This is a genomic window from Hymenobacter coccineus (genome assembly GCF_001816125.1).
GTDB lineage: Bacteria > Bacteroidota > Bacteroidia > Cytophagales > Hymenobacteraceae > Hymenobacter > Hymenobacter coccineus.
On record NZ_MDZA01000421.1, the window covers coordinates 1 to 25,903 of the forward strand.

Annotated in this window: 22 protein-coding genes and 1 tRNA gene; 11 read left to right on the top strand and 12 right to left on the bottom strand. The window is 63.5% G+C overall.

From position 1 onward, the window contains the following. The coding region (gene dapB, locus BEN49_RS20475) for a 4-hydroxy-tetrahydrodipicolinate reductase (protein ID WP_317040486.1) at positions 1 to 708 on the top strand (708 nt) is incomplete at its 5' end. 110 nt (positions 709 to 818) lie between these two features. Then, positions 819 to 2,003 carry a signal peptidase I gene (lepB, locus tag BEN49_RS20480; RefSeq protein ID WP_070746284.1) on the top strand — a complete coding sequence of 395 codons (1,185 nt, stop codon included), beginning with the start codon at positions 819 to 821 and terminating at the stop codon, positions 2,001 to 2,003. Between the two features lie 77 nt (positions 2,004 to 2,080). Here the strand turns inward: lepB and BEN49_RS20485 are convergent, their stop codons facing one another. Continuing rightward, a complete protein-coding gene (locus BEN49_RS20485; protein WP_070746285.1) occupies positions 2,081 to 2,743 on the bottom strand; it encodes a uracil-DNA glycosylase in 663 nt (220 codons plus the stop codon). Positions 2,744 to 2,851: 108 nt separating this feature from the next. Here BEN49_RS20485 and apaG point away from each other — a divergent pair, with 108 nt between their 5' ends. Together apaG and BEN49_RS20495 are read left to right on the top strand one after the other, a co-directional pair. Continuing rightward, on the top strand, positions 2,852 to 3,238 hold the full coding sequence (apaG, locus tag BEN49_RS20490; RefSeq protein ID WP_070746286.1) for a Co2+/Mg2+ efflux facilitator ApaG/CorD: 387 nt from the start codon (positions 2,852 to 2,854) through the stop codon (positions 3,236 to 3,238). A gap of 81 nt (positions 3,239 to 3,319) precedes the next feature. Further along, positions 3,320 to 4,108, top strand: coding sequence for an O-methyltransferase (locus BEN49_RS20495; protein ID WP_070746287.1), 789 nt, complete (start codon positions 3,320 to 3,322; stop codon positions 4,106 to 4,108). Positions 4,109 to 4,110: 2 nt separating this feature from the next. Here the strand turns inward: BEN49_RS20495 and BEN49_RS20500 are convergent, their stop codons facing one another. The 3 genes from BEN49_RS20500 to BEN49_RS20510 all read right to left on the bottom strand — a co-directional run bounded on the left by BEN49_RS20500 (position 4,111) and on the right by BEN49_RS20510 (position 5,924). Then, positions 4,111 to 4,299, bottom strand: coding sequence for a hypothetical protein (locus tag BEN49_RS20500; protein ID WP_070746288.1), 189 nt, complete (start codon positions 4,297 to 4,299; stop codon positions 4,111 to 4,113). Positions 4,300 to 4,445: 146 nt separating this feature from the next. Continuing rightward, positions 4,446 to 5,306: a 3-deoxy-8-phosphooctulonate synthase gene (gene kdsA / locus BEN49_RS20505; RefSeq protein WP_070746289.1), complete on the bottom strand. Its 861-nt coding sequence runs from the start codon at positions 5,304 to 5,306 to the stop codon at positions 4,446 to 4,448. 9 nt (positions 5,307 to 5,315) lie between these two features. Then, positions 5,316 to 5,924: a methyltransferase domain-containing protein gene (locus BEN49_RS20510; protein ID WP_070746290.1), complete on the bottom strand. Its 609-nt coding sequence runs from the start codon at positions 5,922 to 5,924 to the stop codon at positions 5,316 to 5,318. Between the two features lie 125 nt (positions 5,925 to 6,049). On the opposite strand from BEN49_RS20510, the gene BEN49_RS20515 reads away from it, so the two are divergent. Beyond that, on the top strand, positions 6,050 to 7,000 hold the full coding sequence (locus BEN49_RS20515; protein WP_070746291.1) for a DUF8428 domain-containing protein: 951 nt from the start codon (positions 6,050 to 6,052) through the stop codon (positions 6,998 to 7,000). 393 nt (positions 7,001 to 7,393) lie between these two features. Here BEN49_RS20515 and cphA read toward each other — a convergent pair whose 3' ends face one another. From cphA to rpsA, 3 genes are all read right to left on the bottom strand, one after another. Beyond that, positions 7,394 to 10,033 carry a cyanophycin synthetase gene (gene cphA, locus BEN49_RS20520; protein ID WP_070746292.1) on the bottom strand — a complete coding sequence of 880 codons (2,640 nt, stop codon included), beginning with the start codon at positions 10,031 to 10,033 and terminating at the stop codon, positions 7,394 to 7,396. A 168-nt stretch (positions 10,034 to 10,201) separates the two neighbouring features. Beyond that, positions 10,202 to 10,272 (bottom strand) — tRNA-Cys (locus tag BEN49_RS20525). A gap of 133 nt (positions 10,273 to 10,405) precedes the next feature. Continuing rightward, complete coding sequence (gene rpsA, locus BEN49_RS20530; RefSeq protein ID WP_083326300.1) at positions 10,406 to 12,379, bottom strand: 30S ribosomal protein S1; 1,974 nt, start codon at positions 12,377 to 12,379, stop codon at positions 10,406 to 10,408. Between the two features lie 318 nt (positions 12,380 to 12,697). On the opposite strand from rpsA, the gene BEN49_RS20535 reads away from it, so the two are divergent. Further along, a complete protein-coding gene (locus BEN49_RS20535) occupies positions 12,698 to 13,540 on the top strand; it encodes an alpha/beta fold hydrolase (protein ID WP_070746293.1) in 843 nt (280 codons plus the stop codon). A 79-nt stretch (positions 13,541 to 13,619) separates the two neighbouring features. On the opposite strand, the gene BEN49_RS20540 is transcribed toward BEN49_RS20535, so the two are convergent. The 5 genes from BEN49_RS20540 to tsaD all read right to left on the bottom strand — a co-directional run bounded on the left by BEN49_RS20540 (position 13,620) and on the right by tsaD (position 18,114). After that, positions 13,620 to 14,828 carry a DUF3298 and DUF4163 domain-containing protein gene (locus BEN49_RS20540; RefSeq protein ID WP_125917066.1) on the bottom strand — a complete coding sequence of 403 codons (1,209 nt, stop codon included), beginning with the start codon at positions 14,826 to 14,828 and terminating at the stop codon, positions 13,620 to 13,622. Positions 14,829 to 14,986: 158 nt separating this feature from the next. Continuing rightward, positions 14,987 to 15,478 (bottom strand): HNH endonuclease, encoded by a 492-nt coding sequence (locus BEN49_RS20545; RefSeq protein WP_070746295.1) that lies wholly within the window; start codon positions 15,476 to 15,478, stop codon positions 14,987 to 14,989. A gap of 99 nt (positions 15,479 to 15,577) precedes the next feature. Next, a complete protein-coding gene (locus BEN49_RS20550) occupies positions 15,578 to 16,369 on the bottom strand; it encodes a C40 family peptidase (RefSeq protein WP_070746296.1) in 792 nt (263 codons plus the stop codon). A 195-nt stretch (positions 16,370 to 16,564) separates the two neighbouring features. Further along, the gene (gene smpB, locus BEN49_RS20555; protein WP_070746297.1) at positions 16,565 to 17,020 is read right to left on the bottom strand and encodes an SsrA-binding protein SmpB; all 456 of its coding nucleotides are present in this window, start codon (positions 17,018 to 17,020) and stop codon (positions 16,565 to 16,567) included. 80 nt (positions 17,021 to 17,100) lie between these two features. Further along, positions 17,101 to 18,114 carry a tRNA (adenosine(37)-N6)-threonylcarbamoyltransferase complex transferase subunit TsaD gene (tsaD, locus tag BEN49_RS20560; RefSeq protein WP_070746298.1) on the bottom strand — a complete coding sequence of 338 codons (1,014 nt, stop codon included), beginning with the start codon at positions 18,112 to 18,114 and terminating at the stop codon, positions 17,101 to 17,103. Between the two features lie 191 nt (positions 18,115 to 18,305). Here tsaD and BEN49_RS20565 point away from each other — a divergent pair, with 191 nt between their 5' ends. The 5 genes from BEN49_RS20565 to truB form a co-directional block, all read left to right on the top strand. Further along, on the top strand, positions 18,306 to 22,898 hold the full coding sequence (locus tag BEN49_RS20565) for a translocation/assembly module TamB domain-containing protein (protein WP_125917068.1): 4,593 nt from the start codon (positions 18,306 to 18,308) through the stop codon (positions 22,896 to 22,898). Between the two features lie 131 nt (positions 22,899 to 23,029). Then, entirely contained in the window at positions 23,030 to 23,914 is an 885-nt protein-coding gene (locus tag BEN49_RS20570) for a cell division protein FtsX (RefSeq protein WP_070746300.1), read from the top strand. Positions 23,915 to 23,923: 9 nt separating this feature from the next. Further along, positions 23,924 to 24,259, top strand: coding sequence for a DUF3098 domain-containing protein (locus BEN49_RS20575; RefSeq protein WP_083326301.1), 336 nt, complete (start codon positions 23,924 to 23,926; stop codon positions 24,257 to 24,259). Between the two features lie 105 nt (positions 24,260 to 24,364). Further along, entirely contained in the window at positions 24,365 to 25,195 is an 831-nt protein-coding gene (locus tag BEN49_RS20580) for an undecaprenyl-diphosphate phosphatase (RefSeq protein ID WP_070746302.1), read from the top strand. A 2-nt stretch (positions 25,196 to 25,197) separates the two neighbouring features. After that, a partial coding sequence (gene truB, locus BEN49_RS20585; RefSeq protein WP_083326302.1) for a tRNA pseudouridine(55) synthase TruB occupies positions 25,198 to 25,903 on the top strand: 706 nt, incomplete at its 3' end.

Genomic DNA, 25,903 nt, shown 5'->3' on the forward strand with positions numbered 1-25,903 from the left:
CATCGGCTACGGCAAAATGGGCCGCACGCTGGAAGCCCTGGCCACCGCCCGCGGCCACCGCATCGCGGGCATCGTGGACCCCAGCCAGCCCGACGCCCCGCCATCGCCGACTTCACGGCCGCCACCGCCGACGCGGCCATCGAATTCACGCGGCCCGACGCGGCCTTTGCCAATGTGGCGGCCTGCCTGCGCCAGGGCATCCCGGTGGTCTGCGGCTCGACGGGCTGGCTGGAGCGCTGGGACGAGGCCGGGGCCCTGACGGAAGAACTGGGTGGCAGCCTGTTCTACGCTTCCAACTACAGCGTGGGCGTGAACCTGTTTTTCCACTTCAACGAGTACATCGCCACCAAAATGCACCAGTTCGGGGGCTACGACGTGGCGGTGCGCGAAATCCACCACACCCAGAAGCTCGACGCGCCCAGCGGCACCGCCGTCACGGCCGCCGAGGGCATTCTGGCCCACTTCCCGGCCAAAACCAGCTGGCGCAACGCCCCCGCCGAAGGCCCCGCCGAGCTGGCCATCATCAGCGAGCGCACGGCCGATGTGGTGGGCACCCACGTGGTGACCTACACCTCCGACGTGGACACGCTGGTGCTCTCGCACGAGGCGCACTCGCGGGCCGGTTTTGCCCAGGGGGCCCTGCTCGCGGCTGAGTGGCTGCCGGGCCGCCCGGGCGTATTCGGCATGAAGGAGCTGCTGGGCCTGTAGGGCCCCGGGCACGAAAGCTGGCGCGGGCGTCGTTAGCTTGCGGCTGCTTTCCGATTGTTTTAATCTATTTCTGCCCCCCCGAGCGCCGGCTGCGGCCCGCGCCTTGCTCTATGGCCCTTTTCAAAATCAAGCGTTACGGCGCCAACAGCGCCCCCCCCAAACCCAAGAGCAAAACCCGCGAGTGGACCGATTCGCTGGTGTTTGCCATCGTGGCGGCCACTCTCATTCGCTGGGCCACCTTCGAGGCCTACACCATCCCCACGCCCAGCATGGAGGACACGCTGCTGGTGGGCGACTACCTGTTCGTGAGCAAGTTGCACTACGGCACCATCACGCCGCAAACGCCGCTGCAAATCCCGCTCACGCACCAGACGGACCCCATTTTCCACCTGAAAAGCTACTCCGACCTCATCCAGCTGCCCACGTTTCGCTTCCCGGGCTTCTCGGAAATCAAGCGCAACGACGTGGTGGTGTTCCACGTCCCGTTCGAGCTGGAGTTTCCCGCCGACCTGCGCACCAACTACATCAAGCGCTGCGTAGCCATTGCCGGCGACAAGCTCGAAATCAAGGACCACCAGCTCTACATCAACGGCCAGCCGGCCCCCAACCCCGCCGGCCTGCAGAGCAAGTACTTCATCCGCATTCCCGAGGCCAACGACGAGGTAATAGCCGCCTTCCGCGCCCAGCGCGTGGTGGATTACCAGCAGCCCAACGGCGACCCAGTGCTGACCGAGGTGCCCGGCTACGGCCTCGGCTACGAAGTGGACTGCACGCCCGCAGTAGCGGCTTATTTCAAGAAGCAGCCCTACGTGAAGGAGGTCATCGCCGAAACCATCCCGGCCGGCCAGCCCGAAATCAACCAGGCGGTGTTCCCCGACAACCCCGACTACCCGACGACCCTCAACTTCCCCGGGGCCCCCGGCCTGCACCACTGGAACAAGGACAACTACGGCCCCATCTCGCTTCCCAAAAAGGGCGAAACCGTGGAGCTGACGGCCGACAACGTGCCGCTCTACTACAAAATCATCCTCCGCTACGAGCACAACGAAGGCATCACGATGCAGGGCGGCGTGATTTTGCAAAACGGCAAGCCGCTGAAAACCTACACGTTCAAGCAGAATTACTACTTCATGATGGGCGACAACCGCCACGATTCGCTCGACTCGCGCTTCTGGGGCTTCGTGCCCGAAGACCACGTGGTGGGCAAAGCCGTCCTCATCTGGCTCTCCGTAGATCCCTACGCCGACTTCCTCCACAAAGTGCGTTGGAGCCGCCTGTTCCATACCATCAACTAGGGCCCCCAGAGGCCCCAGCAACAAAAAAGCCGCCCCAAACGGGGCGCTTTTTTGTTGCGTGGCTTTCCGCTAATAAGCTACCAGTTGATGGGCTCCAGGCCTTTGCTTTCGAGCCAGGCGTTGGTTTTGCTGAACGGCTTGCTGCCGAAAAAGCCCTTGTCGGCGGCGTAGGGCGAGGGGTGCACCGACTTTAGCACCAAGTGCTTGCTGGCGTCAATCAGCTCCGCCTTTTTACCCGCGTAGGCCCCCCAGAGGATGAACACTACGTGCTCGCGGCCCTCCGATACCTTGCGAATAGCGGCGTCGGTGAAGTCTTCCCAGCCCTTCTTTTGGTGCGAGCCCGGCTCGGCGGCGCGCACCGTGAGGGTGGCGTTGAGCAGCAACACGCCCTGCTGGGCCCAGCGGTCGAGGTTGCCGTTGGGGGCCACCGGCGTAGCGGGCAGGTCGCTCTGCAGCTCCTTGAAAATATTGTGCAGCGAAGGCGGCGTGCGCTGCCCATCGGCCACCGAGAACGAAAGGCCGTGGGCCTGCCCGCGCCCGTGGTACGGGTCCTGGCCCAGGATGACGACCTTCACCTGATCAAAGGCGCAAGCGTCGAAGGCGTGGAAGATTTGGGGCCCCGGCGGGTACACCGTGGCGGTGGCGTACTCGCCTTTTACAAAAGCAATGAGGTGCTGAAAGTAGGGCTTGGCAAACTCGTCGGCCAGCACGGGCTGCCAGCTCGCGGCTATTTTTACCATGGGATAGAAGAAATTACGAAATGTTTCCGACCTTGGAAAGCACCTTCGGCGTAAAACCAATCGGCGCGGGCCGCTGTTAGATTTTCAGCTTTATTGACCGATCCTTTTATGCCTACCACCACTACGCAGGGCGTTACCGTTTCGGTTACGACGAATTACCTGCCCGATTATTCCAGCCCCACGCAGGAGCACTTCGTATTCGCCTATAAAATCACCATTCGCAACGATAGCGAGTTCACGGTGAAACTGTTACGTCGCCACTGGCACATCCACGACGCCAACAGCCCCGTGCGCGAGGTGGAGGGCGAAGGCGTGGTGGGCCGCCAGCCCGTGCTCGAGCCGGGCCAGTCGCACCACTACATGAGCGGTTGCAACCTGAAGTCGGGCGTGGGCAAAATGCGCGGCACCTACCTGATGGAGCGCGTAGCCAACGGCCAGGAGTTCAGCGTCGAAATCCCCGAGTTCACCCTCATGGTGCCCTTCCGCCTGAACTAAGCCGGGACCGTTGGCGAATGGCTTTTAGCTTTGCGGACTCCGGTTGGCCTGCACGATTGCCAGTGGCCGCCGGGGCCCCATTTGTTCGAACTCCTTGCTTACCTGAAGTACCATCTGCGCGCCGGCACCGCCCACGGGCTGCATTCGCCATTCGTGTACGGCCTCTACACCACGGTTATTTGCCACGACGGCCCGTTTGCGGCCTTCGCCCCCATCGAGGCGCGGCGGCGGGCGTTGCTGCGCAGCCCAGACCGCATCACCGTTACCGATTTGGGGGCCGGCTCGCACACCGGGGCCGGGCAGGTGCGCCGGGTGGCCGCCATTGCCCGCACCGCCGCCAAGCCGCCGCACCTGGCGCAATTGCTATTCCGGCTCGTGAACCACTTCCAGCCCGCCACCGTGCTGGAGCTGGGCACCTCGCTGGGCCTTACCACCGCCTACCTGGCCGCCGCCGACTCGCGCCACCGCGTCGTCACGTTCGAGGGCTGCCCCAACGTGGCCGCCGTGGCCCGCGCAACCTTCGCCGCCCTGCACCTGGCTAACGTGGAGCTGGTGGAGGGCAACCTTGACGAGACCCTGGGCCCCGCTCTGGCCGCTCTGGGGGACCCGGTTGATTTTGTGTTTTTCGACGGCAACCACCGCCGAGCGCCCACACTGCGCTACTTCGAGCAGTGCCTGGCCAAAGCCCACGAAGACAGCGTGTTCGTATTCGATGACATCCACTGGTCGGAAGAAATGGAGCAGGCCTGGGACGCCATCCGGGCCCACCCGGCCGTCACGGTCACCGTCGACCTGTTCCGCATCGGCCTGGTTTTTTTCCGCAAAAAACAGCCTCGCCAGGATTTCTGGCTGCGCCCCCGGCGCCCCTGACGCTACGAAACCGTGGCCACTACCACGAGGGGCTTGAGCACCACCAGTACCAGCAGCGCGGTGAAAATCTGCCGGGCCCCATCGTCGAGCACGGCCAGTACCAGCAGCCGGAATGCGTACAGCAGCGAAGCCAGGGCCCCCAGCACCACCGGCCAGTCCGGCAGGCCGCCATCGAGGGCAAAGCCGCCCACCAGCTTAGCCCGCCCACCCAGGCCCCCGCGTAGAGCACGAAATAGAAAATGGCCAACGGGTGCCGCCGGGCCTGGAGCCAAAGCGCATTCATAAGCAGAGCAGCAAGTTGCGCGTGGGGCCCCGGCGGGCTGGGCGGCGATCCAAATTAGGCATTCAGCCCTTGCGCGCTCACCTCGCCTGTGGGGCGCACGGCATCGCGCAGGCGCGTGAGGCGCTGGAGCAGGCCCTCCAACTGGTCGAGGGGCAGCATATTGGCCCCGTCGGACAGCGCAGTTTCGGGCGTGGGGTGGGTTTCGATAAACAGGCCGTCGGCACCCACCGCAATGGCCGCTTTGGCGATGATTTCGATCAGCGCGGGCTGGCCGCCCGTCACGCCGCTGGCCTGGTTGGGCTTTTGTAGGGCGTGGGTCACGTCCATCACCACGGGCACGCCGAAGCGCTGCATGGCGGGCAGATTGCGGTAATCGACCACCAAATCGGAGTAGCCAAACGAGTTCCCCCGCTCGGTGAGGATGACGTTCATATTGCCCGATTCCTGCACTTTATCGACGGCAAATTTCATGGCCTCACCGCTCAAAAACTGGCCTTTTTTGATGTTGACCACCTTACCGGTTTTGGCCGCGGCGATGAGCAAATCGGTTTGCCGGCACAGGAACGCCGGGATTTGCAGCACGTCCACGTACTCCGCTGCCATTGCCGCCTCCGCCGATTCGTGGATGTCCGTGACGGTAGGCACGCCAATTTCACGCCCCACTTTTTGTAGGATGCGCAGCGCTTTTTCGTCGCCGATGCCGGTGAAGGAATCAATGCGCGAGCGGTTGGCCTTGCGGTACGAACCCTTGAAGATGTACGGAATCTGGAGCTTATCGGTGAGGTGCTTGATGCGCTCGGCGATGCGCAGGGCCATGTCTTCGCCTTCGATGACGCAGGGCCCCGCCATCAAGAAAAACTGGCCCGACTGGGTGTGGCGGAAATGCGGAAGCGTGTTGGCGAGGGCGGTGAGCATGGGTAGTAATTAGTTCTTTTTGAGGCAGATAAACAGCTCGCGCCCCTGCCGGGGCCCGAGCGAATTAGTAGCAGTTTCAAAATATCGGAACGCGAAGTACGGTGCAAAATAGGCGCGGTACTCGGCGGGCGTGCCGCCGAAGGGCGGCTCGGTGGCCCCGGCAAACGGGGCGTCGAAGAGTAAGCCCACCAGGGTGCCGCCGGGGCGCAATAGCCGGGCGCATTGCTGGGCGTAGGCGGGCCGCAGGGCGGGGGCCAGGGCACAAAAAAACGTTTGCTCCACAATTAAATCGTAGGGCGGCTCGTTGGACAGGCCAAAAAAGTCGGCTTGCAATAGGTGGCCAGCCGGAAAATCGGGCACCCGTGCGGCCAGGGCCCCCAGGGCCTCGGGCGCAAAATCGGCCACGAACACCTGCTCGAAACCGGCCCGGTGCAGGTACTCGGCCTCGTAGGCCCGCCCGGCCCCGGGGATAAGAATCCGAGGCTGGGCAATGGTACGTATTTGATCGAAGTAAGCGCGCAGAGGCGGCGTGGGGGCCCCGGCGTCCCAGCCGTCGCGGCCGGTGGCGTAGCGCTGCTGCCAATAGGACGCATCTAAGGGTGGAGTAACCGATTTCACCCAACAAAAGTATACTACCCAAGGCCCCTGGATTTTGCGAAAGCTTCCAGCGCCTACTTTTACGCCAGCCACCTTTCGAGTTGGCGCGCATTCGCTCACCTTTTTTTCGCTTAACCCCCACCCGTATGAACCCGAACGACAACCTCGAACCCCGCAAAAACAACAGCCGCGTTTACCTCTGGGTAGCCCTCGTGTTGGTGCTGCTGGGCATCAACGGCGTGCTGCTGTACCTACGCAGCCAGGAGCAGACCAAAAACGAGCAGCTCACGACCGATGTGCAGGCGAAGGACACCAAGTTGGCGGAACAAATCAAAGAGTACGAGACGATTAAGGCTGATTTTGAGCGCCAGAGCCAGGAATTGCAGAAGCTGGGCCTGAGCAACGATTCGCTGCAATCGCGCATTGCCGGCGTGAACGCCGACCTGCTGCGCCTGCGCTCCTTCAAAGCGGGCAGCTTCTCGCTGGCTATGCAGAAGCAGTACAAGCAGCGCGCCATGAACCTGGAAGGCCAGCTGAAGAAGCGCGACGAAGAAATTGCCCAGCTTAAGCAGGACAACGAAACGCTCTACACCGAAACCACGACGCTGAAGGAGCGCCAGAACAAGCTGACGGATACCATCAGCACCATCGCCAAAACCAACCGCGACCTGTCGGACAAGGTGACGGTGGCTTCGCGCTTGCAGGCCGACAACATCAAGGTGGCCATCATTACGAGCAAGAACAAGGAGAAGATGGACGACAAGGAGGAGTTCAAGGCCAAGCGCGTGGAGAAGGTGAAGGTGACCTTCAACCTGGGCCGCAACGACGTGTCGCCCAAGGAGAGCAAGGCCGTGTACATGCGCATCCTGGAGCCTGATGGCGCTGCCCTCTACAACCTGAGCACCGGCGGTGGCACCTTCACCGTGGACGGCCAGGAGTCGTTCTACACCCAGAAGCAGGACGTGGTGTACGACAACACCCGCCAGCCCGTAGTATTCACCTACGCCAAGGGCGCCGAATACAAAAAAGGCGTGCACACCGTGGAGCTGTACGAAGGTGGGGCCCTGATGGGCAAAACCACCTTCACGCTTAAGTAGGACCGCAGATTAAGTGGATTTAACGGATAAGAACGGATTGTAATTGCTCCTTATCTGACATTAAAAGGGCCACTCGACGAGTGGCCCTTTTTTGTTGAGTTTCAGGTGGGCTGGCCCGGGCTGCCGGCTTTCGCTGGCTGCCCCGGTAATCATTGAATCGTTAGAACGCTGCGGCGTTCAACCGGCTCCCAGGGGCCCTACGCCGCCGCAACGATTAGCGGGCAGCCGGCGAAAAGTCGGCAGCCCGCTCCGGGGCCCCAGGATTATCAGCCCTGCCCCAAGCCCCCATCCACTAGCCAACGAAAAAGGACCACTCATCGAGTGGCCCTTTCGGTAGCAGATAAGCGGCAATTACAACCCGTTCTTATCCGTTAAATCCACCTAATCTGCGGTTCAGACAGTCTTCTCGTAAGCGTCCAGCTTGGCGATGGTGGCCGTGATGTTTTCGGTGAACATCGTGACCACGGAGCCTTCCGGCGCGTTGGCCAGCGCGTGGTCGATGGCTTCCAGCTCGTTCTCGATGTAGGTGATGGGCAGGTCGGGCTTGTCAAGGCGCAGGCCCCGGGTCATGATTTCGCGCAGGTACTCGGCCGACTTGCCGCGCAGGTCGCTGTCCTGGCGCAGAATCACCTCGTCAAAAATGCGGCCCGCGATGCGCGCGAAGCCCAGCGTGTCCTCGTCGCGGCGGTCGCCGAGGCCCGATACCACGCCGATTTTGCGGGTGGCCGTGGTGGCCTCCATGAATTCGGCAAATTTGATGATGCCGGCCGTGTTGTGGGCGTAGTCCACGATGGCCTCAAATTTGGGGAATTTGTAGACGTTCATGCGCCCCGGCGTCTTGGTAGCCGAGGGGATGAAGGTGCGCAGCGCCGTCTTAATGGTATCCTGGCTGAAGCCGGCCAAGTGGGCGGCCAGGGCAGCGGCCAGGCTATTCTCAATATTAAAGCCCGCCCGGCCCCCAAACGTCACTGGGAACTCGGCGGCCCGGTCGATGCGCAGCTTGTAGCTGTTGCGGTAAATGGTGATGTAGCCCTCCTCGTACACCGCCGCCACGCCGCCGGCCTCCACGTGCTCCCGAATGCGGGGGTTGTGCTCGTTCATGCTGAACAGGGCCACTTGGCACTCCAAGGTGCGGGCCATGCCGTACACCAAGTCGTCGTCGGCGTTGAGCACGGCCCAGCCGTTTTTGCGCACCGTGCGGGGCACTACGCCCTTCACGGCCGCCATTTCCTCCACTGTGTAAATATCGCGCAGGCCTAGGTGGTCGGCGGCCACGTTGGTCACCACGGCAATGTCGCAGGTGTGGAAGCCCAGGCCCGAGCGCAGCATGCCGCCGCGGGCCGTTTCGAGCACCGCGTAGTTTACGGTTGGATCGCGCAGTACAAACTCGGCGCTTTGGGCCCCGGTGCAGTCGCCTTTTTGCAGCTGCACCCCCTGGATGTAAATTCCGTCAGTAGTCGTGAAGCCCACCTTGTAGCCAATGCTGGCCACCAAGTGCGCAATGAGGCGCGTAGTAGTGGTCTTACCATTCGTGCCCGCAATGGCGATGATGGGAATGCGGGCCGTGCTGCCGGGCGGGAAGAGCATGTCCACCACGGGGGCCGCCACGTTGCGCGGCAGGCCCTCGGTGGGGTCGATGTGCATGCGAAAGCCCGGGGCGGCGTTCACTTCAATCACGGCCCCGCGGCTCTCGTTGAGCGGCACCGCAATGTCGTTGGTCATCAAATCGATGCCGCAGATATCGAGCCCGACGATGCCGGCCACGCGCTCGGCCAGCAGCAGGTTGTAGGGGTGGATCTGGTCCGTCACATCGGAAGCCGTGCCGCCGGTGCTGATGTTGGCTGTGCTCTTTAGGAACTGCACTTCGCCGGCGGGCAGCACCGTGTCCAGGGCCCTCCCCTGCTTGGCCAGCAGGGCCAGCGTGTGGGCATCGGCCTTGATGCTGGTGAGGGTTTTCTCGTGGCCCACGCCGCGGCGCGGGTCCTCGTTCACCTTGTCAATCAATTGCTGAATGGTGCTGGTGCCGTCGCCCTTCACGGCGGCCGGGGTGCGCTTGGCGGCGGCAATGAGCCGGCCGTTCACCACCAGCAGGCGGAAGTCGAAGCCCTCGATGAACTGCTCCACAATCACGGCCCGCGAGTACGCCTGCGCGGCCTTGAGGCCCTCAGCGGCGTCCTCCCAGTTCATGATGTGGATGGTGGCGCCCTTGCCGTGGTTGCCGTCGAGCGGCTTGGTCACGATGGGAAAGCCCAGCTCCTCAATGGCGTCGCGCAGCCCGGCTTCCGAGTACACGGTGGTGCCGCGCGGCACGGGCACGCCCGAATCTTCGAGCATGGCCTTGGTGCGGTTCTTATTGCCCGCCACCTCCACCCCGGCGTGCGAGGTGAGGCTGGTGGTGGTGGCCCAGATGCGGCGCTGGTTCACGCCGTAGCCGAGCTGAATAATAGAGGTGTTCTTGAGCTGAATGTACGGAATGTTGCGCGAAGCCGCCTCGGCCACAATGCTATAGGTGCTGGGCCCGAAGAATTCCTCCTCCCGAATCTCGTGCAGTTCGGCAATGATGGGGTTCAGGTCCACCTCTTCGCCGCGGCACAGGGCCCCCACCACGTCCACGGCGGCTTGGGCGGCGGCGCGGCCGGCGCGCTCTTCCTGATAAGCAAACACCACGTACTCCACGCCGTCTTCGCGGGCCGGGTACGACTTGCCCCAGAACACGGGCATGGCCGCCAGGCGCTGCAATTCCAGCGCCACGTGCTGGATGACGTGGCCTAGCGGCTCGCCGTCGGTGAGGCGCTCCAACGTGAGGGGGGGGTGCTTGGAGGTGTGGCGGCTACCGGCCCCGCTCAGGCCCGCCGGCTGCTGGGCCTGCCCAATGTTGGGCAGCAGGGCCAGCAGCCGCTCGGGCAAACCGTCCACTGCGCTCGACCATTTCCCGGCAAACTCTTTCAAATCAACTTTGGCCACGATGAGCTTGTAGTGCTTCACCGACCAGTAACTCGGGCCGCGCATCGTGCGCAGGTCAACAATCTTCATATCAACGGGATGAATTAACGACGGAGGGAGATGCCGGGGCTGCGCCGCTTAAGCCCCGCCACGAAATGTAGGCACAAGCCGGCCTAAAACCATATTTGGGGCCCCAGCAGGCACAAAAAAGCCCCACTAGCCAGAAGGCAAGCGGGGCTTTTTCACGCAAAAAATAAGAGGTGACGGGCGGATTCGAACCGCCGTAGGAGGTTTTGCAGACCTCTACCTAGCCGCTCGGTCACGTCACCAGGAGGGCTTTCGGGAGCGCAAAGGTACGCAGTTGGGCTGGGCTGGGCAAGGGCTGTCGCAAAAAAAGCCCCGATACAAAGTGTACCGGGGCTTTTCTCAACTGCACGCCCGACGAATCAGGCACGAAACACGCTACTCAGCAGCGGCCGAGTCCTCCATCGCCTGGGCATTGTCGGGGCCAGCCTGGGGGGCTTCGAGGGCCTCCTTGGCGGCCACCGAAGTCTCGTCGGCCACGGCGGGCTCGGTGGCGCGCTTGGTGTTGGCAGCGGCCAGCTTTTGCTCGCCGGCTTTGCGCTCAGCACCCGCCATCTGGTCGCGCAGGGCGCTCAGGGCGTCGAGGTCGCCGAGGGTCGATTTCTCGTCGGCCGGCTTCTTCAGGTCGCTCATTTTGCCTTCGCCTTGGGCTTCGCCCTTGGCGTTGGTGCCGGGCTTCTTCTTGAACTTGGCGTTGCGGCTGTCGTCCTCGGCGGCTACGGCCTGGTTGTACACCGCGGTGTGCGAGAGTACAATGCGGCGGTCGTCCTTCGAGAACTCGGTCACGCGGAAGTCTAGGGCTTCGCCGTTCTCGGCGTTGCTAGCGTCTTCCTTCACCAAGCCTTTCGGGTAAGCGAAGCCCTCGATGCCGTAGGGCAATTCGAGTACGGCCCCACGCTCCGATTTCTCGGTGATGGTGGCGCGGTGCACCGAGCCAGGGGTGAACACCGTCTGGAACGTATCCCAGGGGTTTTCCTCCAGCTGCTTGTGGCCCAGGGCCAGGCGACGAGCGCCCAGGTCCAGCTCCAACACCACTACGTCGAGGCGGTCACCCACCTTCACGAACTCCGAAGGGTGCTTGATTTTCTTGGTCCACGACAGGTCCGACACGTGCACGAGGCCGTCCACGCCTTCTTCCAGCTCCACGAAGAGGCCGAAGTTGGTGAGGTTACGCACCAAGCCGTTGTGCTTGGTACCAACGGCGTACTTGCCACCGAAATCGCCGCGGGTCCACGGGTCTTCGGTCAGTTGCTTGATGCCAAGGCTCATCTTGCGGTCTTCGCGGTCGAGCGTCAAAATCTGCGCTTCCACCACGTCGCCCTGCTTGATGAAGTCCTGCGGGTTGCGCAGGTGCTGGCTCCAGCTCATTTCCGATACGTGGATGAGGCCTTCCACGCCGGGCACCACTTCCATGAACGCGCCGTAGTCGGCTACGTTCACGATGCGGCCCTTCACTTTCGAGCCGGGCTGCAAGTCGGCCGGCAGCGAATCCCACGGGTGGGGCGTCAGCTGCTTCAAGCCCAACGAAATACGCTTCTTGGCTTCGTCGAAGTCCAACACCACGATGTTCAGCTTCTGGTCCAACTGCAACACTTCGCTCGGGTGAGCAATGCGGCCCCACGAGATGTCGGTGATGTGCAGCAGGCCGTCGACGCCGCCCAGGTCGATGAACACGCCGAAGTTGGTCATGTTCTTGATGTTGCCTTCCAGGATCTGGCCTTTCTCCAGGTTGTTCAGGATGGCTTCGCGCTGCTTCTCGAGGTCTTTCTCGATGAGCACCTTGTGTGACACCACCACGTTGTCGAACGCAGAGTTGATTTTCACGACCTTCACTTCCATGCGGCGGCCGACGTAGATGTCGAAGTCGCGAATGGGCTTCACATCGATTTGCGAGCCGGGCAGGAATGCTTCCACGCCGTCGAGTTCCATGATGAGGCCGCCTTTGGTGCGGCGCTTCACCACACCTTCGAGGATGGTATCTAGCTCGAGGGCATCGTAGATAGCCTTCCAGGCTTGCTTGATTTTGGCTTTTTTGCGGCTCAGGATGAGCTGACCGTTCGTGTCTTCCTGGTCTTCGATGAAGACTTCCACCTCGTCGCCGATTTTCAAGTCGGGCAGGTCGCGGAATTCGGTGAGCGACACGAGGCCGTCCGATTTAAAGCCAATGTTCAGAATCACATCGCGGTCAGTGATGCCTACCACGGTGCCCTTTACTACTTCTTCTTCCTGGACGGTCGTCAGCGTGTCGCCGTACATCTTCTCCATCTCGGCGCGCTGGTCGGCCGAGTAGTTGCCGCCGAAGCCCGTGGCTCCAACGTTGTCCCAATCGAAATCGTCGATTACTTCTGCCATACTAAATGGTGTGGGCCCCTAAGCTACACGCACCAGCCGGGGCCCGGGCCGTTACGCGTTGTGTTTGATGCACTTGCCGTGACGATTACCGTCAGCACACAAGGCCCGCCACCCTGGCGGGGGCGCAAAGGTACGGAATTTTGCTGGCAAATATTCCATATAAACGCACGATTTGCAGTGGGTTGCCAGCGGCTTAGAGGCAGCGCGGCCCCTGGGGGCCCGGGGCCCTAGCCACAATCTTAACGCTGGCGTGATGCCCTTCAAGAGGCAAACTCCGTAAGCGGAACAGTTCAATTTCCCATTCAACTCTTCCTACTTATGGAATTTATTAAAGCAGGCACTGACGCTACCGGCAAGCCGGTCGAACTTAACTACGTGGATTATGGCCAGGGCAACCCCGTGGTGCTGATTCACGGCTGGCCCCTCGATTTGCAGTCGTGGGAGTACCAGCTGGCCGAACTGCCCCTGCACGGCGTGCGCGTGGTGGCCTACGACCGCCGCGGCTTCGGCAAAAGCAGCAAGCCGTGGGACGGCTACAACTACGACACGCTGGCCGACGACCTGAAGGCCGTGCTCGACCAGCTCGATTTGCAGAACGTGACGCTGGTGGGCTTCTCGATGGGCGGCGGCGAAGTGGCCCGTTACATGAGCCGCCACGGCGGCGCCCGCGTGGGCAAAGTGGTGTTTGTGAGCGCCGTGACGCCGTACCTGCTGAAGACCGACGACAACCCCGACGGGGTAAGTAAATCAACGTTTGACGGCATGATTGAGGGCCTGGGCAAAGACCGCCCGGGCTTCTTGGCCGACTTTGTGAAGCCATTTTTTGGCGTGGGGGCCCTAAGCCATCCCGTGAGCCAGCCCACCCTGGACTGGAACGTGAGCATTGCCCTGCAAGGTACGCCGCGCGCCACCACCGAGTGCGTAAAGGCCTTCAGCGCCACCGACTTCCGCCAGGATTTGCCCACTATTCAGGTGCCGACGCTCTTCATCCACGGCGACGCGGACAAAACCGTGCCTCTGGAGAATAGCGCAGAGCGCGCCGTGAAACTGGTGCCCGGGGCCGAACTCCTCACCTACGACGGCGAGCCCCACGGCCTCATCTCCACCGCCCCCGACCGCTTCAACGCCGACTTACTGAAGTTCATCGGCGTGGCGAGCTAGGCACGAGTTGCTGCTAAATTGAAAAAGGGGCGGCGGAATATTTCCGGCCGGGGCCCCTTTTTTTATTGGTCCAAGGGCCTTAGCTAGCCAGGTTGGGGCGGAGCAGCAGCGGCTGCAAATCCGCCATTGGGATGAATACGCTGACTTCGCCCTGGGCGTAGGATGCAATTTCGTAGGGGCCGTAGGTGAACACGGCCCCACCGCTGGTAAGGTAGAAGTTGGTGGTGACGGGGATTTTCTTGACTAGCAGGGGCCCGTCGAGCGGCTGGCCGGTGGGGATGCGCAGCGTGCGGCGCACGGCAGCCTCGAGCAGGGGCCCCAGCCGGGGCCGGGCATCGGGCCGAAACACGGCGGCGAACGTGAGCGGCTGGCCAGTGCGCGTGTCGTAGCTGACGGTGTGGGTGGCGTAGTTGCCGTGGGCCCCGCCGCTGAAGCTGTAGGTGAAGTAACCCAGGCTGAGCAGCGGGGCCTGGTTCCAGAGCACGTAGGTGGCCACTTGCTGCTGGTAGCGCAGGCCGTAGCCGTAGGGAGCGGCCGTGTCGGCGGGCGCGTCGGAGCGGCTGTCGGCGGCGGCCTCGCGGTAGCTGGCGGCGAACTGCTGGCGCTGCCGGGCCCAGATTTGGATGAGCGGCCGCACGGGGCTACCGGGCAGGCTGTCGTCGTTTAGCTGGCGCAGTACATTGTCGGTAAGGGCCTTGGGGCCGCCAGTGGGCACCGCGGCCTGGAACTCGATTTGGCCCCAGGGTGACTTCTTCTTGCCGGGGAATGCCTCGACGGAATCAGCGAAGGTTTGCACGAACAGCGCCAGGGCCCCAGTGGGGCGGGCTTCGCGCAGGCGCAGCGGCTGGCCCTGGTAGGTGCCCACCAGCGCGGTGCCCTGCCGGCGCAGGCGCCACCGGGGGCCCTGGTTGCTGCCGGCGGCCTGCTTCTCGGGGCTGATGTCTTCCAGCACGAGGCTGTCGGGGTCGGCCATCCGGTGGCCCACGAGCTGGTACGGGTGGCCGTCGGCGCCGGCGTAGGTGGCAAAAACGCTCTGCGCGTCGGCATCCAGCGGCTTGGTGGTGAGCAGGTGCAACGTGAGGCTGTCGGGGGCCCCGGGCAGCTGGCCGCGGAAGATTTGGTATGCCGCGTCGGGCGAGCCGCCGGCGCTGGCCAACGGCGCAGTGGCGGGGGCCCCGGGAGCGGCCGGCGGGGCAGCTATTGCGGTGGGCTTGGAATCGGAATGGCAGGCGGCCAGCAACGCACCGAGCGCCGCGGGGGCCAGAAGTAGCCGGCAGAATCGTTTCATGGGCCCAAAGAAACGGCCGCCGGGGCCCCACTTTGCGGCGGGGCCCGGCGGCCGGTCGGTTTTGTATGCGTCACGCCGTGGGGTGCGGGGCTTGCCCCCTACTTTGTAAATCAACTCGTGCCTAGATAAGATACAAAGCGGGGCTGGGGGCCCCGGCGTCAGTTCAGGTAGGCATGCCAGGTTTGGTCGATGGTGCCGGCTGAGAGCTTGAGGAAGCCCGCGAGGGTGGGCTTTTTGGGCTGCTGGCGAATGGTGAGGCCAGCCTCGGCGGGGGTGCGGTGGCCCTTGGCGTGGTTGCAGCGGGCGCAGGCGGTGAGCAGGTTGGTCCAGCTCGAATCGCCGCCGCGCGAGCGGGGAATTACGTGGTCCAGCGTCAGCGTTTTGGTCGAGCCGCAGTACTGGCACTCGAAATGGTCGCGCTTGAAGAGGTTGTGGCGGCTCAGGGCAATGCCTTTGTAGGGCACGCGCACATAGCGTTGCAGGCGGATGATGCTGGGCTTGGGGTAGGCCTGGGAGATGGTGCGCAGCGTCCCGTCGGACTTCGCAATCATCTCGGCCTTGTCGAGGAAGAGCAGCACAAAAGCCTTCTGCACGCTACACAGGGTGATGGCGGTATAGTCGCCATTCAGCACTAATACTTTTTGATCCATACACGCTAATGGGCTCCGATAACCCGCCGAAAGCTAAGAGTTTCTGCGCGGATAAACAAGGCGGCTAGCGGGTAAGTTCAGGGCCCCCGGGGGTCAATTTCAGGTGCCCAGCAGGCGCTTGATAAGGCGCAGCTTGTGCGAGTACACCTGTCGGCGGCGGCTGTAGATGCCGTTGTGGTCGAGCGGGTCGAGGCGCACTTCGCCCGAGGCGTGCAGGATGAGGCCCTCGTCGAGGACCATGCCCACGTGCACGATGCGGCCCTCGGCGTTGTCGAAAAAGGCGAGGTCGCCGGGCTGGGCCTGGGTCACAAAATCGACGGTGTGGCCGTGCTCAATTTGCTGGCAGGCATCGCGCCGCAGCTGCACCCCCACCAAGCCGTAGAGCTGCTGCATTAGCCCCGAGCAATCGACGCCAAACACGCTTTTGCCGCCCCACAGGTAGGGCGCCTTTAGGTAGAGCTGGCCCATTTTGCGCAGCAGCTGCACCTGGCGGACGATATCGGCAGGGGCCTCAGGATTGGTGGCCGTACCGTTGAAAAACAGCGACTTATCGCCCAGCTGCAACGTCATGCCATCGAAAAACGGCAGGCGGCTGCCCAGCAGCACCGGGATGCGGGTGGACTCGTCGCTCACGGTTTGCACCAGGTCGAGCACCCGGGGGTGGTCCTGGGCCCGCCAGGCAGCGAAGTAGGCGGGCGTCACGGGCGTGTGCTGGAGGTGGTCAATCCAGCCCACGTAGCCGTCGGCGGCCACTTCAATTTGGTGCCATTTGCCCTGGCTCTGCCGCACGGTGTAGCACTCGCCGAACAGGAGCTGGGTGGTTTGCTCGGCCTTGTCGGTGGGCTCGGCGCGGACGGGAACGGCGCTGAGCGCGCAAATGCCGGGGGTCACGGGGTGAATGGGCGAATGAGTGAGTTTGTGAATGAAAGTAAAATTACTGTCATCCTGAACGAAGTGAAGGATCTGAGGACCCAAAAACAGCTTGCAGTAATTACTGGGTTACTGCTAATCGTTCTTAGGTCCTCAGATCCTTCATTTCGTTCAGGATGACAAGAGGGTTGTTGCTGGATTCACACCCCTGGGGCCCTACAGCCGTTCCATGTCGCGCTTCTGGGCCTTCTCTTTGAGGTCGTGGCGCTTGTCGTAGAGCTTCTTGCCCTGGGCGAGGGCAATTTCGATTTTGGCGAAGCCGCGGTCCGTCACGAACAGGCGCAGGGGGATGATGGTGAGGCCCTGGTCCTGGCTTTTGCCGGCCAACTGCTTCAGCTCGCGCTTGTTGAGCAGCAGTTTGCGCTCGCGCAGGGGCTCGTGGTTGTTGTAAGTGCCGAGGGCGTAGGGCGCGATGCGCAGCGAGTGAATCCAGAGGCTGCCGTCGGTGTGGAACAGGCAGTAGCCGTCCTGCAAGTTCACGTTGCCCTCGCGGATGCTCTTGATTTCGGTGCCTTGCAGCATCACGCCCGCGTCGTACTTGGCCAGGAAGGAGTATTCGTGGCTGGCGCGGCGGTTTTTGATGTTGACAGGGGCGGGCGTTTTGTCTTTCATATATAACAGGGAGCCGGGGGCCCCGGCTCGTCACGGGCAGTATACGCGGTCGGGGGCCCCAAGGCCCGGCCCGCGGCGGGTTAGCGCAATTTCAGGCGTGGGTCGGGGCTGGCGAGCTGGGTAGCAAAGTCGCCAGCTAGGAACTGGAAGTGCGCCGCCTGGGCCACCATGGCCGCGTTGTCGGTGCAGAAGGCCAGCGCTGGAATGAACACTTGCCAGCCCTGGGCCACCGCCTCGGCGTGCACGGCCGCGCGCAGGCCCGAGTTGGCGGCCACGCCGCCGGCCAGGGCCACTTGCGTGAGGCCGGTGTCGGCCGCGGCGCGGCGCAGCTGGCGCAGCAGCGTGGCCACCACCGTGTGCTGGATGCCGGCGCAAAGGTCGGCCAGGTTTTGGGCCACGAAGTCGGGGTTCTTAGCCGTTTCTTTTTTCAGGAAGTACAGCACGGCGGTTTTCAAGCCGCTGAAGCTGAAGTCGTAGCCAGCCATGGCGCCCACCGGGAAGGCGAAGCGCAGCGGGTCGCCCTGCTGGGCCAGGCGGTCGAGGTGGGGGCCCCCGGGGTACGGCAGGCCGAGCAATTTGGCGGTTTTGTCGAAGGCCTCCCCCGCCGCATCGTCGATGGTTTGGCCGATGACTTCCATGTCGAGCGCCGAGCGCACCACCACCAGCTGCGTGTGCCCGCCGCTCACGGTGAGGCACAGGAACGGGAACGTGGGCACGGGGTTGCCGAGGAAATGCGCCAGGATGTGGGCCCGCATGTGGTTTACCATGATGAGCGGCTTGCCCAGGGCCAGGGCCAGGGTTTTGGCAAACATGCCGCCCACCAGCAGCGAGCCCAGCAGCCCGGGGCCCTGCGTCACGGCTACGGCGTCGAGGTCGTTTTTGGTGAGGCCCGCGTCGCGCAGGGCGGCCGTGACGACGGGCAGCAGGTGCTGCTGGTGGGCGCGCGAGGCTAGCTCGGGCACCACGCCGCCGTACTGCTCGTGTACTTTTTGGGTGGCCACCACGTTGCTGAACAGGCGGCCGCCGGCCAGCACGGCCGCGCCGGTGTCGTCGCAGGAAGATTCGAGGGCCAGGATGCGGGGAAATTCGGACATGAGTAAGCGGCGGCGCGGGCAGGCAGCACGGTTTTTGTTTGGCACCGGTGCGTCGCCGCCGCAAAGTTCGGGCCCGGCGGCCGAACCCGGGGCCCCGGCCGGCCGTTTGCCGGGCCAGGGCCCCGCGGCAAGCCACTAAAAAGCCGCAACTTCGCCCTTTGTTATTCTCCCGCTTTTTCATTTAGCTGCCGGTGCGTCGCGTCCTTTCCCTTGTGTTGAAGCTGCTGCTGGGCCTCGTGGGCCTGGCCTTGCTGCTGCTGCTGGGGGCCCTGCTGGCGCTGCGCGTGCCCTCGGTGCAAACGCGGGTGGCGCAGCGGGTTACGGCCCTGCTCAGCGAGAAGCTGGGCCAGCGGGTAGAAATCGGGCGGGTGGATATCCGGCCGTTTTCGCGCGTGGTGCTGGAGGGCGTGCGGGTGCTGGACCGCCGTGGCTCGGAATTGTTCAGCGTGGGCGAGGCCGACGCCGACATTGCCCTGTTTTCGGTCTTCAACCCGCGCCACCTGCACGTGGGCCAGCTGGTGCTCAACGAGCCGCGCTTTGCGCTGCGCAACCTGCCCGGCCAACCCGACACTACCACGCTCAGCCAGTTCCTGTCCGCCATCCGCCGGCTCACGGGGCCCAGCGACAGCACCAAGTCGGCTCCGTTTGATTTTCAGATTGCCGCCGTTGGCCTGCGCAACGGCCAGTTCATCCTGGACAAAGCTGATGCGCCGCGCCAGCCCGACTACGGCCGCAGCGTGGACTACGCCCACATGCAGGTCGACAGCATCTACGCCGATATTTCGCAGGTGCGGCTGGGCGATACGCTGGCCATGCAAATCCAGGGCCTGCGGGCCGTGGAAACACCGTCGCAAACCCACCTGCGCGAGCTAACCGCGCTGATGCGCTACGGGCCCCACTTCTGGGAATTCAACGGCCTGCGCTTGGCCCTGGGCCGCAGCCAATTATCGGATTACCTACGGTTTGATTACCGGGTGTTTGGGAATTTTGCAGACTTCAACGACTCGATGAAGGTGACCACGCGGCTGCACGGGGCCCAGGTTTTTTCGAGCGACATCGCCAAGTTTGCCCCCGCCCTGGCCACGCTCAACGAGTCCATCATCATGTCGGGCGACGCCACGGGCTACGTGCGCGACTTCAAAATTGCCAACCTCGACGTGCGCTACGGCCGCGGCACCCACCTGGTGGCCCGCCGCGCTGCCGCCACCAATCTGCCCCGCTACAAGGAAAGCTTCCTCGATTTGCGCCTGCTGCCTTCGGTGGTGCTCACCAGCGACCTGGCCAAGTGGCTGCCCAAAGACGCCAACACCCTCGTGCAGCGCCTGGGCCGGGTGCAGCTCAACGGGCAGTTTCTGGGCTTTTACAATGACTTCGTGGCCGATGCCACCTTTAATACGGCCTTGGGCCGGGTAGCCACCGACCTGAACCTCAAAACGAAAAGCGATTTTTCGCACGCCGCCTACTCGGGCCATGTGCGCTCGACGGATTTCCAGTTGGGCAAGTTCATCGGCAACCAGGATGTGATTCGGGACGTGACCGTGGACGGGCAGGTGAGCGGCGTGGGCTTTGCGCCGCCCATTGCCCGGGGCCACGCCCAGGTGGAGGTGGCCCGCGTGTGGCTCAACGGCTACCGCTACCGCAACCTAGTACTGAACGGCGACTTCCACGAGCGGGCTTTCGCCGGCCGCTTCACCGCCAACGACCCCAACCTGCGCCTGACGGCCAACGGCCGCATCGACCTCGACCGTGCTCACCAGGACATCAGCGTGCGGGCCAAAATTGCGCGGGCCAACCTGGGGGCCCTGGGCCTGCTGGGCGTGCCGCTGGTGGTGGCCACCACCGCCGACGTGCAGATGCGGGGCGTGCAGCTCGACTCGCTGCTGGGCCACGCTTACCTGCGAAATTCCCGCTTCAGCCTCAACGGCCGCCGCCTGGCCCTGGACACGCTGGACGTGGTGAGCACCCGCACCCGCCGCAACGAGCGGCAGGTGAGCATCCGCTCGGAGGCCCTGAACGCCAGCGCTTCCGGCACCTTCAGCACCGCGGCTGTGGTGCAGGACATCCAAACGCTGGTGGCTGAGTACCGCCTCAACTTTGAGAGCAACGAGGCGGCCACCGCAGCCTACTACCAACGCAAGCGCCAGCGCCCGCTGGCCACCTACGAGGTCGATTTCCTAGTAAAGCTGAAGCGGGCCAATCCGGTAATTCAGCTGTTCATGCCGGAGCTGGCGGTGGCCGATGGCAGCCGGTTCGACGGCTCGTTCCGCAGCGGCGAAACGTCGATTTTCCAGTTCGGTGGCCACCTCGACAGCTTGCGCTACGGCCCGGTATTCACGGTAGACAACAACTTGGATTTCACCACTTCCAAGCTGCCGTATCGGCCCGAAGTGCTGGCCCAGGCCAGCATTACATCGGCCCGGCAGGTGCTGCCCACGCTGGGGGCCACCGAGGGCTTCGTACTGGAAGGCGTGTGGGACCAGCAAAAAATTAATTTCTCGACCTCACTGGCCCAGACCGGCACCACGAACCGGGCGGCCATCAACGGCTCGCTGGCCTTTTTGCCGCGGGCGGTGGAAGTGGTATTCCGGCAGTCGGGTGTGCACATCCTGGACAAGGAATGGACCATTGCGGCCGATAACTCGGTGCGGATTTCGGACTACGGCCGGGCCTTCGACGTGCAGAACCTGACGCTGAGCAACGGCGCGCAATTTATTGGGGCCCAGGGCTTCATCTCGCCCGATGCCAGCAAGCCGCCCTTGCAGCTCACCATCCGCGACTTCCAGCTGGCCACCCTCAACGGCCTTTCTTCCCAGCAACTGGGGGGCCGCCTGAACGCCACGGGCACGGTGCGCGGCGTGTACGGGCCCCTGGCCCTGAGCACTACCCTGGCCGTGGACACCCTCACTTACCAGGGCACGCTGATTGGGCAAGTGAAGGGCACGGGGGCCTGGGACGACCGCCTCGGCCGCCTGGGCGTGGACCTGGACGTGGCCCGCGCTGGGCAGTCGGTGCTGACCGTGGGCGGCTACCTGGCCCCGGGCAGCGCCGAGCAGCAGCTCAACCTGACGGGCACCCTGAACGATGCGCCGGTGGTGCTGGCCCAACCGTTTCTGGGCACGCTAATGCGCGACCTGGGCGGCACCGGGCGCGGCACGCTTTGGGTCACGGGCAAGTTTGCGGCCCCCAACTTGGTGGGCGCGGTGGACGTGCGCGACGGCCGCTTCACTTTCGGCTACCTGGGCACCACCTACACCTTTGCCGACCGCATCAGCTTCACGCTGAACGACATCTCATTCCGCGACATCAAGCTGCGCGACCCGCTGGGCAACCAGGGCGTGGTGGACGGCGTGATTACTCACCACCAGTTCCAGGACATGCGCCTGAACATTGCGGCTAACTTCCGCAAGATGCAGGTGCTCAACACCATCCGTAAGGACAACGACCTGTACTTCGGCACGGCCTACGCCACTGGTACGGCCCGCGTAACGGGGCCCGCTGACGACCTCACGGTGGCGGTGCGGGCCACGAGCGAAGCGGGTACGCGCCTCTCGCTGCCGCTTGACAACGCGGCCAAGGCGGAGAAAGCCAGCTACATCAAGTTCGTGAACCACAACGTGGCCGACACGGCGCGGACCAAAAAGATACCAATTGCGGCCTCCGACAAGGTGGACCTGTCGGGCCTCAAGCTCGACTTCAACCTGACCGTGACACCGGACGCCTACCTGGAAATTTTGCTGGACGAGAGCACCGGCGACGTGATCCGCGGCACGGCGACCGGGCAGCTGCGCCTGAACATCGACACGCGCGGCGACTTCAACATGTACGGCCAGGTGGAGATTGTGCGGGGGGCCTACAATTTCACCTTGCAGGGCCTGGTAAACAAGGAGTTCGTGGTGCGGCCGGGCGGCGTCATTTCCTGGAACGGCGACCCGCTGGCCGGCGAAATGAACGTGACGGCCATCTACACCCAGCGCACATCGCTGGCCCCGGTGCTGGGCGGGGCCTCCAATGGCGCCGCCGTGGTGCCGGTCACGGCCGTGATGAACCTGACGGGGCCCCTGCTGCTGCCGGCCATCAAGCTGGGGCTGGAGTTCAACGACGCGCCGGGCACCTTGCAGGGCGATTTGACGGCCTTCACCACCTCGCTGCGCAACGACGAGCAAGAGCTGAACCGACAGGTGTTCAGCCTGTTGGTATTCAAGCAGCTGGCCCCCATCGGCGCGTTCACGCAGCTATCCATCCGGGGGCAGGACAACACGGTGCAGAACTCGCTGGGCCAGATTTTAAGCACTCAGCTCGGGCTGCTGACCTCGCAGATTGACCAGAACCTGGAAATTGACTTCAACATCAACGGCCTCACCGCCGACCAGCTCCAGGCCCTGCAAGTGCGCCTGAGCTACTCGCTGCTGGGGGGCCGCCTGCGCGTGACGCGCGAGGGCGGCTTCACAAGCAACGCCGGCCTGGCCGCGCCCGGCAGCAGCAGCGGCACCGTGCTGGCCAACTCCTCGGGCCAGGCCTCGCTGCTCGGCGACCTGAGCTTGGAATACTACCTGCGGCCCGACGGGAAGTTCCGGGCCAAGCTGCGCTACGAAACCACGCCCCGCGACCTGGAAACCATCAACCAGCCCCGCGCCGGCCTCTCGCTGCTCCACACCGAGCAATTTGACTCGTTTGGGGAGCTGTTCAGCCGCAAAAACCCGAAGGCCAGTGAGCGCAACACTCAGCGGGCCCGCGAAAGCAAGCAGGTGCTGAGCGTGGAAAACGACCCCCGCACCACGCTGTAAGGTCAGTTATCAGTTACAGTTAGCAGTGAACAACTGTTCAAACGGGCCATTGGATGGTACTAGGCCGTCATGCTCATTGATAACTGTTCACTGCCAACTGATAACTGACCAAAAGGCTACCTTTGCGGCCCATGCCCTCTGTTCAGAAGAAAAAACTCGGCTCCTACCCCACGTTTCTGGTGGTGTTCAGCATCACGCTGGCCCTGGTGGTGGTGGGCCTGTTTGGCCTGCTGCTGCTGCACGCCCACAAGCTGAGCGAGGCTGTGCGCGAAAACCTGGAGGTGCAGGTGTACCTGGAGCGCAACCTGCCCGAAACCGAGCTGCTGCGCTTGCAGCAGGACCTGGGCCGCCAGCCCGGCGTGGCCGAGCAGGGCGGCCGCCCCGCCATCCGCTTCATCAGCAAGGAAGACGGGGCCCGGCAGCTGCTGCAAAGCACCGGCGAAGACTTCCGCCAGTTCTTGGACGACAACCCGCTGCGCGACGCTTACGCCCTCAAAATCCGGCCCGAGTACACCGATACGCTGCACCTGGGGCAGCTTCAGCGCGGCCTGCGGGGCCAGCGCGGCGTGTTTGAGGTGCAGTACCCGCGCGACTTGTTCGCCAGCATCAACGCCAACCTCACGCGCATCAGCCTCGTGCTGCTGGGCTTCGCGGCGGTGCTGGTGGGGGCCGTGGTGGTACTGATCAACAACACCATCAAGCTGGCCATTTTCTCGCAGCGCTTTCTCATCCGGTCCATGCAACTGGTGGGCGCCACGCGGTTCTTTATCCGGGGCCCCTTCCTGCGGCGCGCCACTTGGCAGGGCTTTGCCAGCGGCGGGCTGGCGGCCCTGGCGCTGGTGGCGCTGCTGCAATACGCTTACCTCGAAGTGGTGCCGCTGCGCCAACTGCGCGACGACGTGCTCATCGGGGCCCTGCTGCTGGCCGTAGTGGCGCTGGGGGTGGTCATCGGCTTTTTCAGCGCCTACTGGGCCGTTAATAAATACCTAAAAGGGTCGCTCGACGACTTATACTAAACCGCTCTTATGCAACGATTTGCTTTTGGTCCCCGCAACTACCGCCTCATGGGCATCGGCTTGGCCATCCTCGCCGTGGGCTTCGTCACGATGATGTTTGGCGACAAGGAAAAATACGGCGAGGACTTCCTGGGCATCACCCTGGGGCCCCTGCTGCTTATCGCCGGCTTCCTGGTGGAGTTTGCGGCCATTCTGGTGCGCGACGACTCGGCCGTGGTGAGCCGCGGCGACGCCCCCCCCGCGCCCACGGCCTTCACCCTGAGCCCCACCGCTCCGGTGGGGGCCCCAGTGGCTCCCGCGCCCAGCCCCGCACCGGCCGCCAAACCCACTTACAAGCGCCTCTAAATCAGTTAGCAGTTATCGGTGAGCAGTTAACCACGGTCATCAGCGACCCGGGCCTACTGTTCACTGATAACTGTTAATTGCCCACTGATAATTGTTGACTAAATAATGACTTACTGGCACGCCCTGCTCCTCGCCATTGTGGAGGGCATCACCGAGTTTTTGCCTGTATCGAGCACCGGGCACATGATCATCGCCTCCGCCCTGCTGGGCATCCAGATGACGCCGTTTGCCAAGCTCTACCTGGTAGTTATTCAGCTGGGGGCCATCCTCTCGGTGCTAGTGGTGTACTGGAAGCGGTTTTTCCAGAGTTTCGATTTCTACCTCAAGCTGTTGGTGGCCTTTCTGCCCATCGTGGTAGTGGGGCTGCTGCTGAAAAAACACATTGATGCGCTGCTCGAATCTGTAACCACCGTGGGGGCCATGTTGCTGGTCGGCGGCGTGGTGCTGCTGTTCGTGGATAAGTGGTTTCCGCAGGAAGACTCCAAAAAGGGCGGCCACCCGGTCACCAACCCGAGCTGGAAGGAAGCCTTCGTCATTGGCCTGTTTCAGTGCCTGGCCGTGGTGCCGGGTGTGAGCCGCTCAGCGGCCACCATCATCGGGGGCCTCACCCAGAAGCTGACGCGCCGGGCGGCGGCCGAGTTTGCGTTTTTCCTGGCCATGCCCACGATGGCGGCGGCGGCGGCCAAAGATTTGTACGATTTCTACAATGAAGCCAAAACCCACGGCATCAGCATTGGTAACCTCTTTTCGGGTCAGGAAATCAAGCTGTTGGTGCTGGGCAACGTGGTGGCTTTCGTGGTGGCGCTGCTGGCCATTCGGCTGTTCGTGGGCTTTGTGGCGAAGTACGGCTTCCGCGCCTTTGGCATCTACCGCATCATCGTGGGCGGGCTGCTGCTGCTGCTCATTGGCCTCGGCGTGAACTTGCAACTGGTGTAATTGTGAAAGATTTGGCTGACTTTGACTTCGACGCGGGCGAAATCCTGCTCTTCGACAAGCCCCTTACCTGGTCGTCGTTCGACGGCGTGCGCAAGCTGAAAAACGCGCTGCGCATCCGCAAAGTCGGCCACGCCGGCACCCTCGACCCGCTGGCTACCGGCCTGCTCATCCTCTGCACGGGCAAGAAAACCAAGGAAATCGACCAGATTCAGGCCCAGGAAAAGGAGTACACCGGCACCTTCCGCCTCGGCCAAACCACGCCCAGCTTCGACCGCGAAACCGCCGTGGACGCCGAGGGCCCCTACGCCCACCTCACCGACGCGGACATCCAAGCCGCCGCCGCGCAGTTTGTGGGCGAAATCCAGCAGACGCCGCCGCTGTACTCAGCCGTAAAGATTGACGGCCAGCGCGCCTACGAGCTGGCCCGCAAAGGCCAGGAGGCCGAAATCAAGGCCAAAACCGTCACCATCAAAGCGTTTGAGCTCACGCGCATTGCGCTGCCCGAGGTCGATTTCCGGGTGGTGTGCTCCAAGGGCACCTACATCCGCAGCCTGGCCCGCGACTTGGGCACGGCCCTGGGCACCGGGGCCCACCTCACGGCGCTGCGGCGCACCCGCATCGGCGCTTACCGCGTGGAAGACGCCCTGACGCTGGCCGACGTGCAGGCCCTGGCCCCGCCCCGCCCCGAGGGCCCCGCCGGGCCGGAGC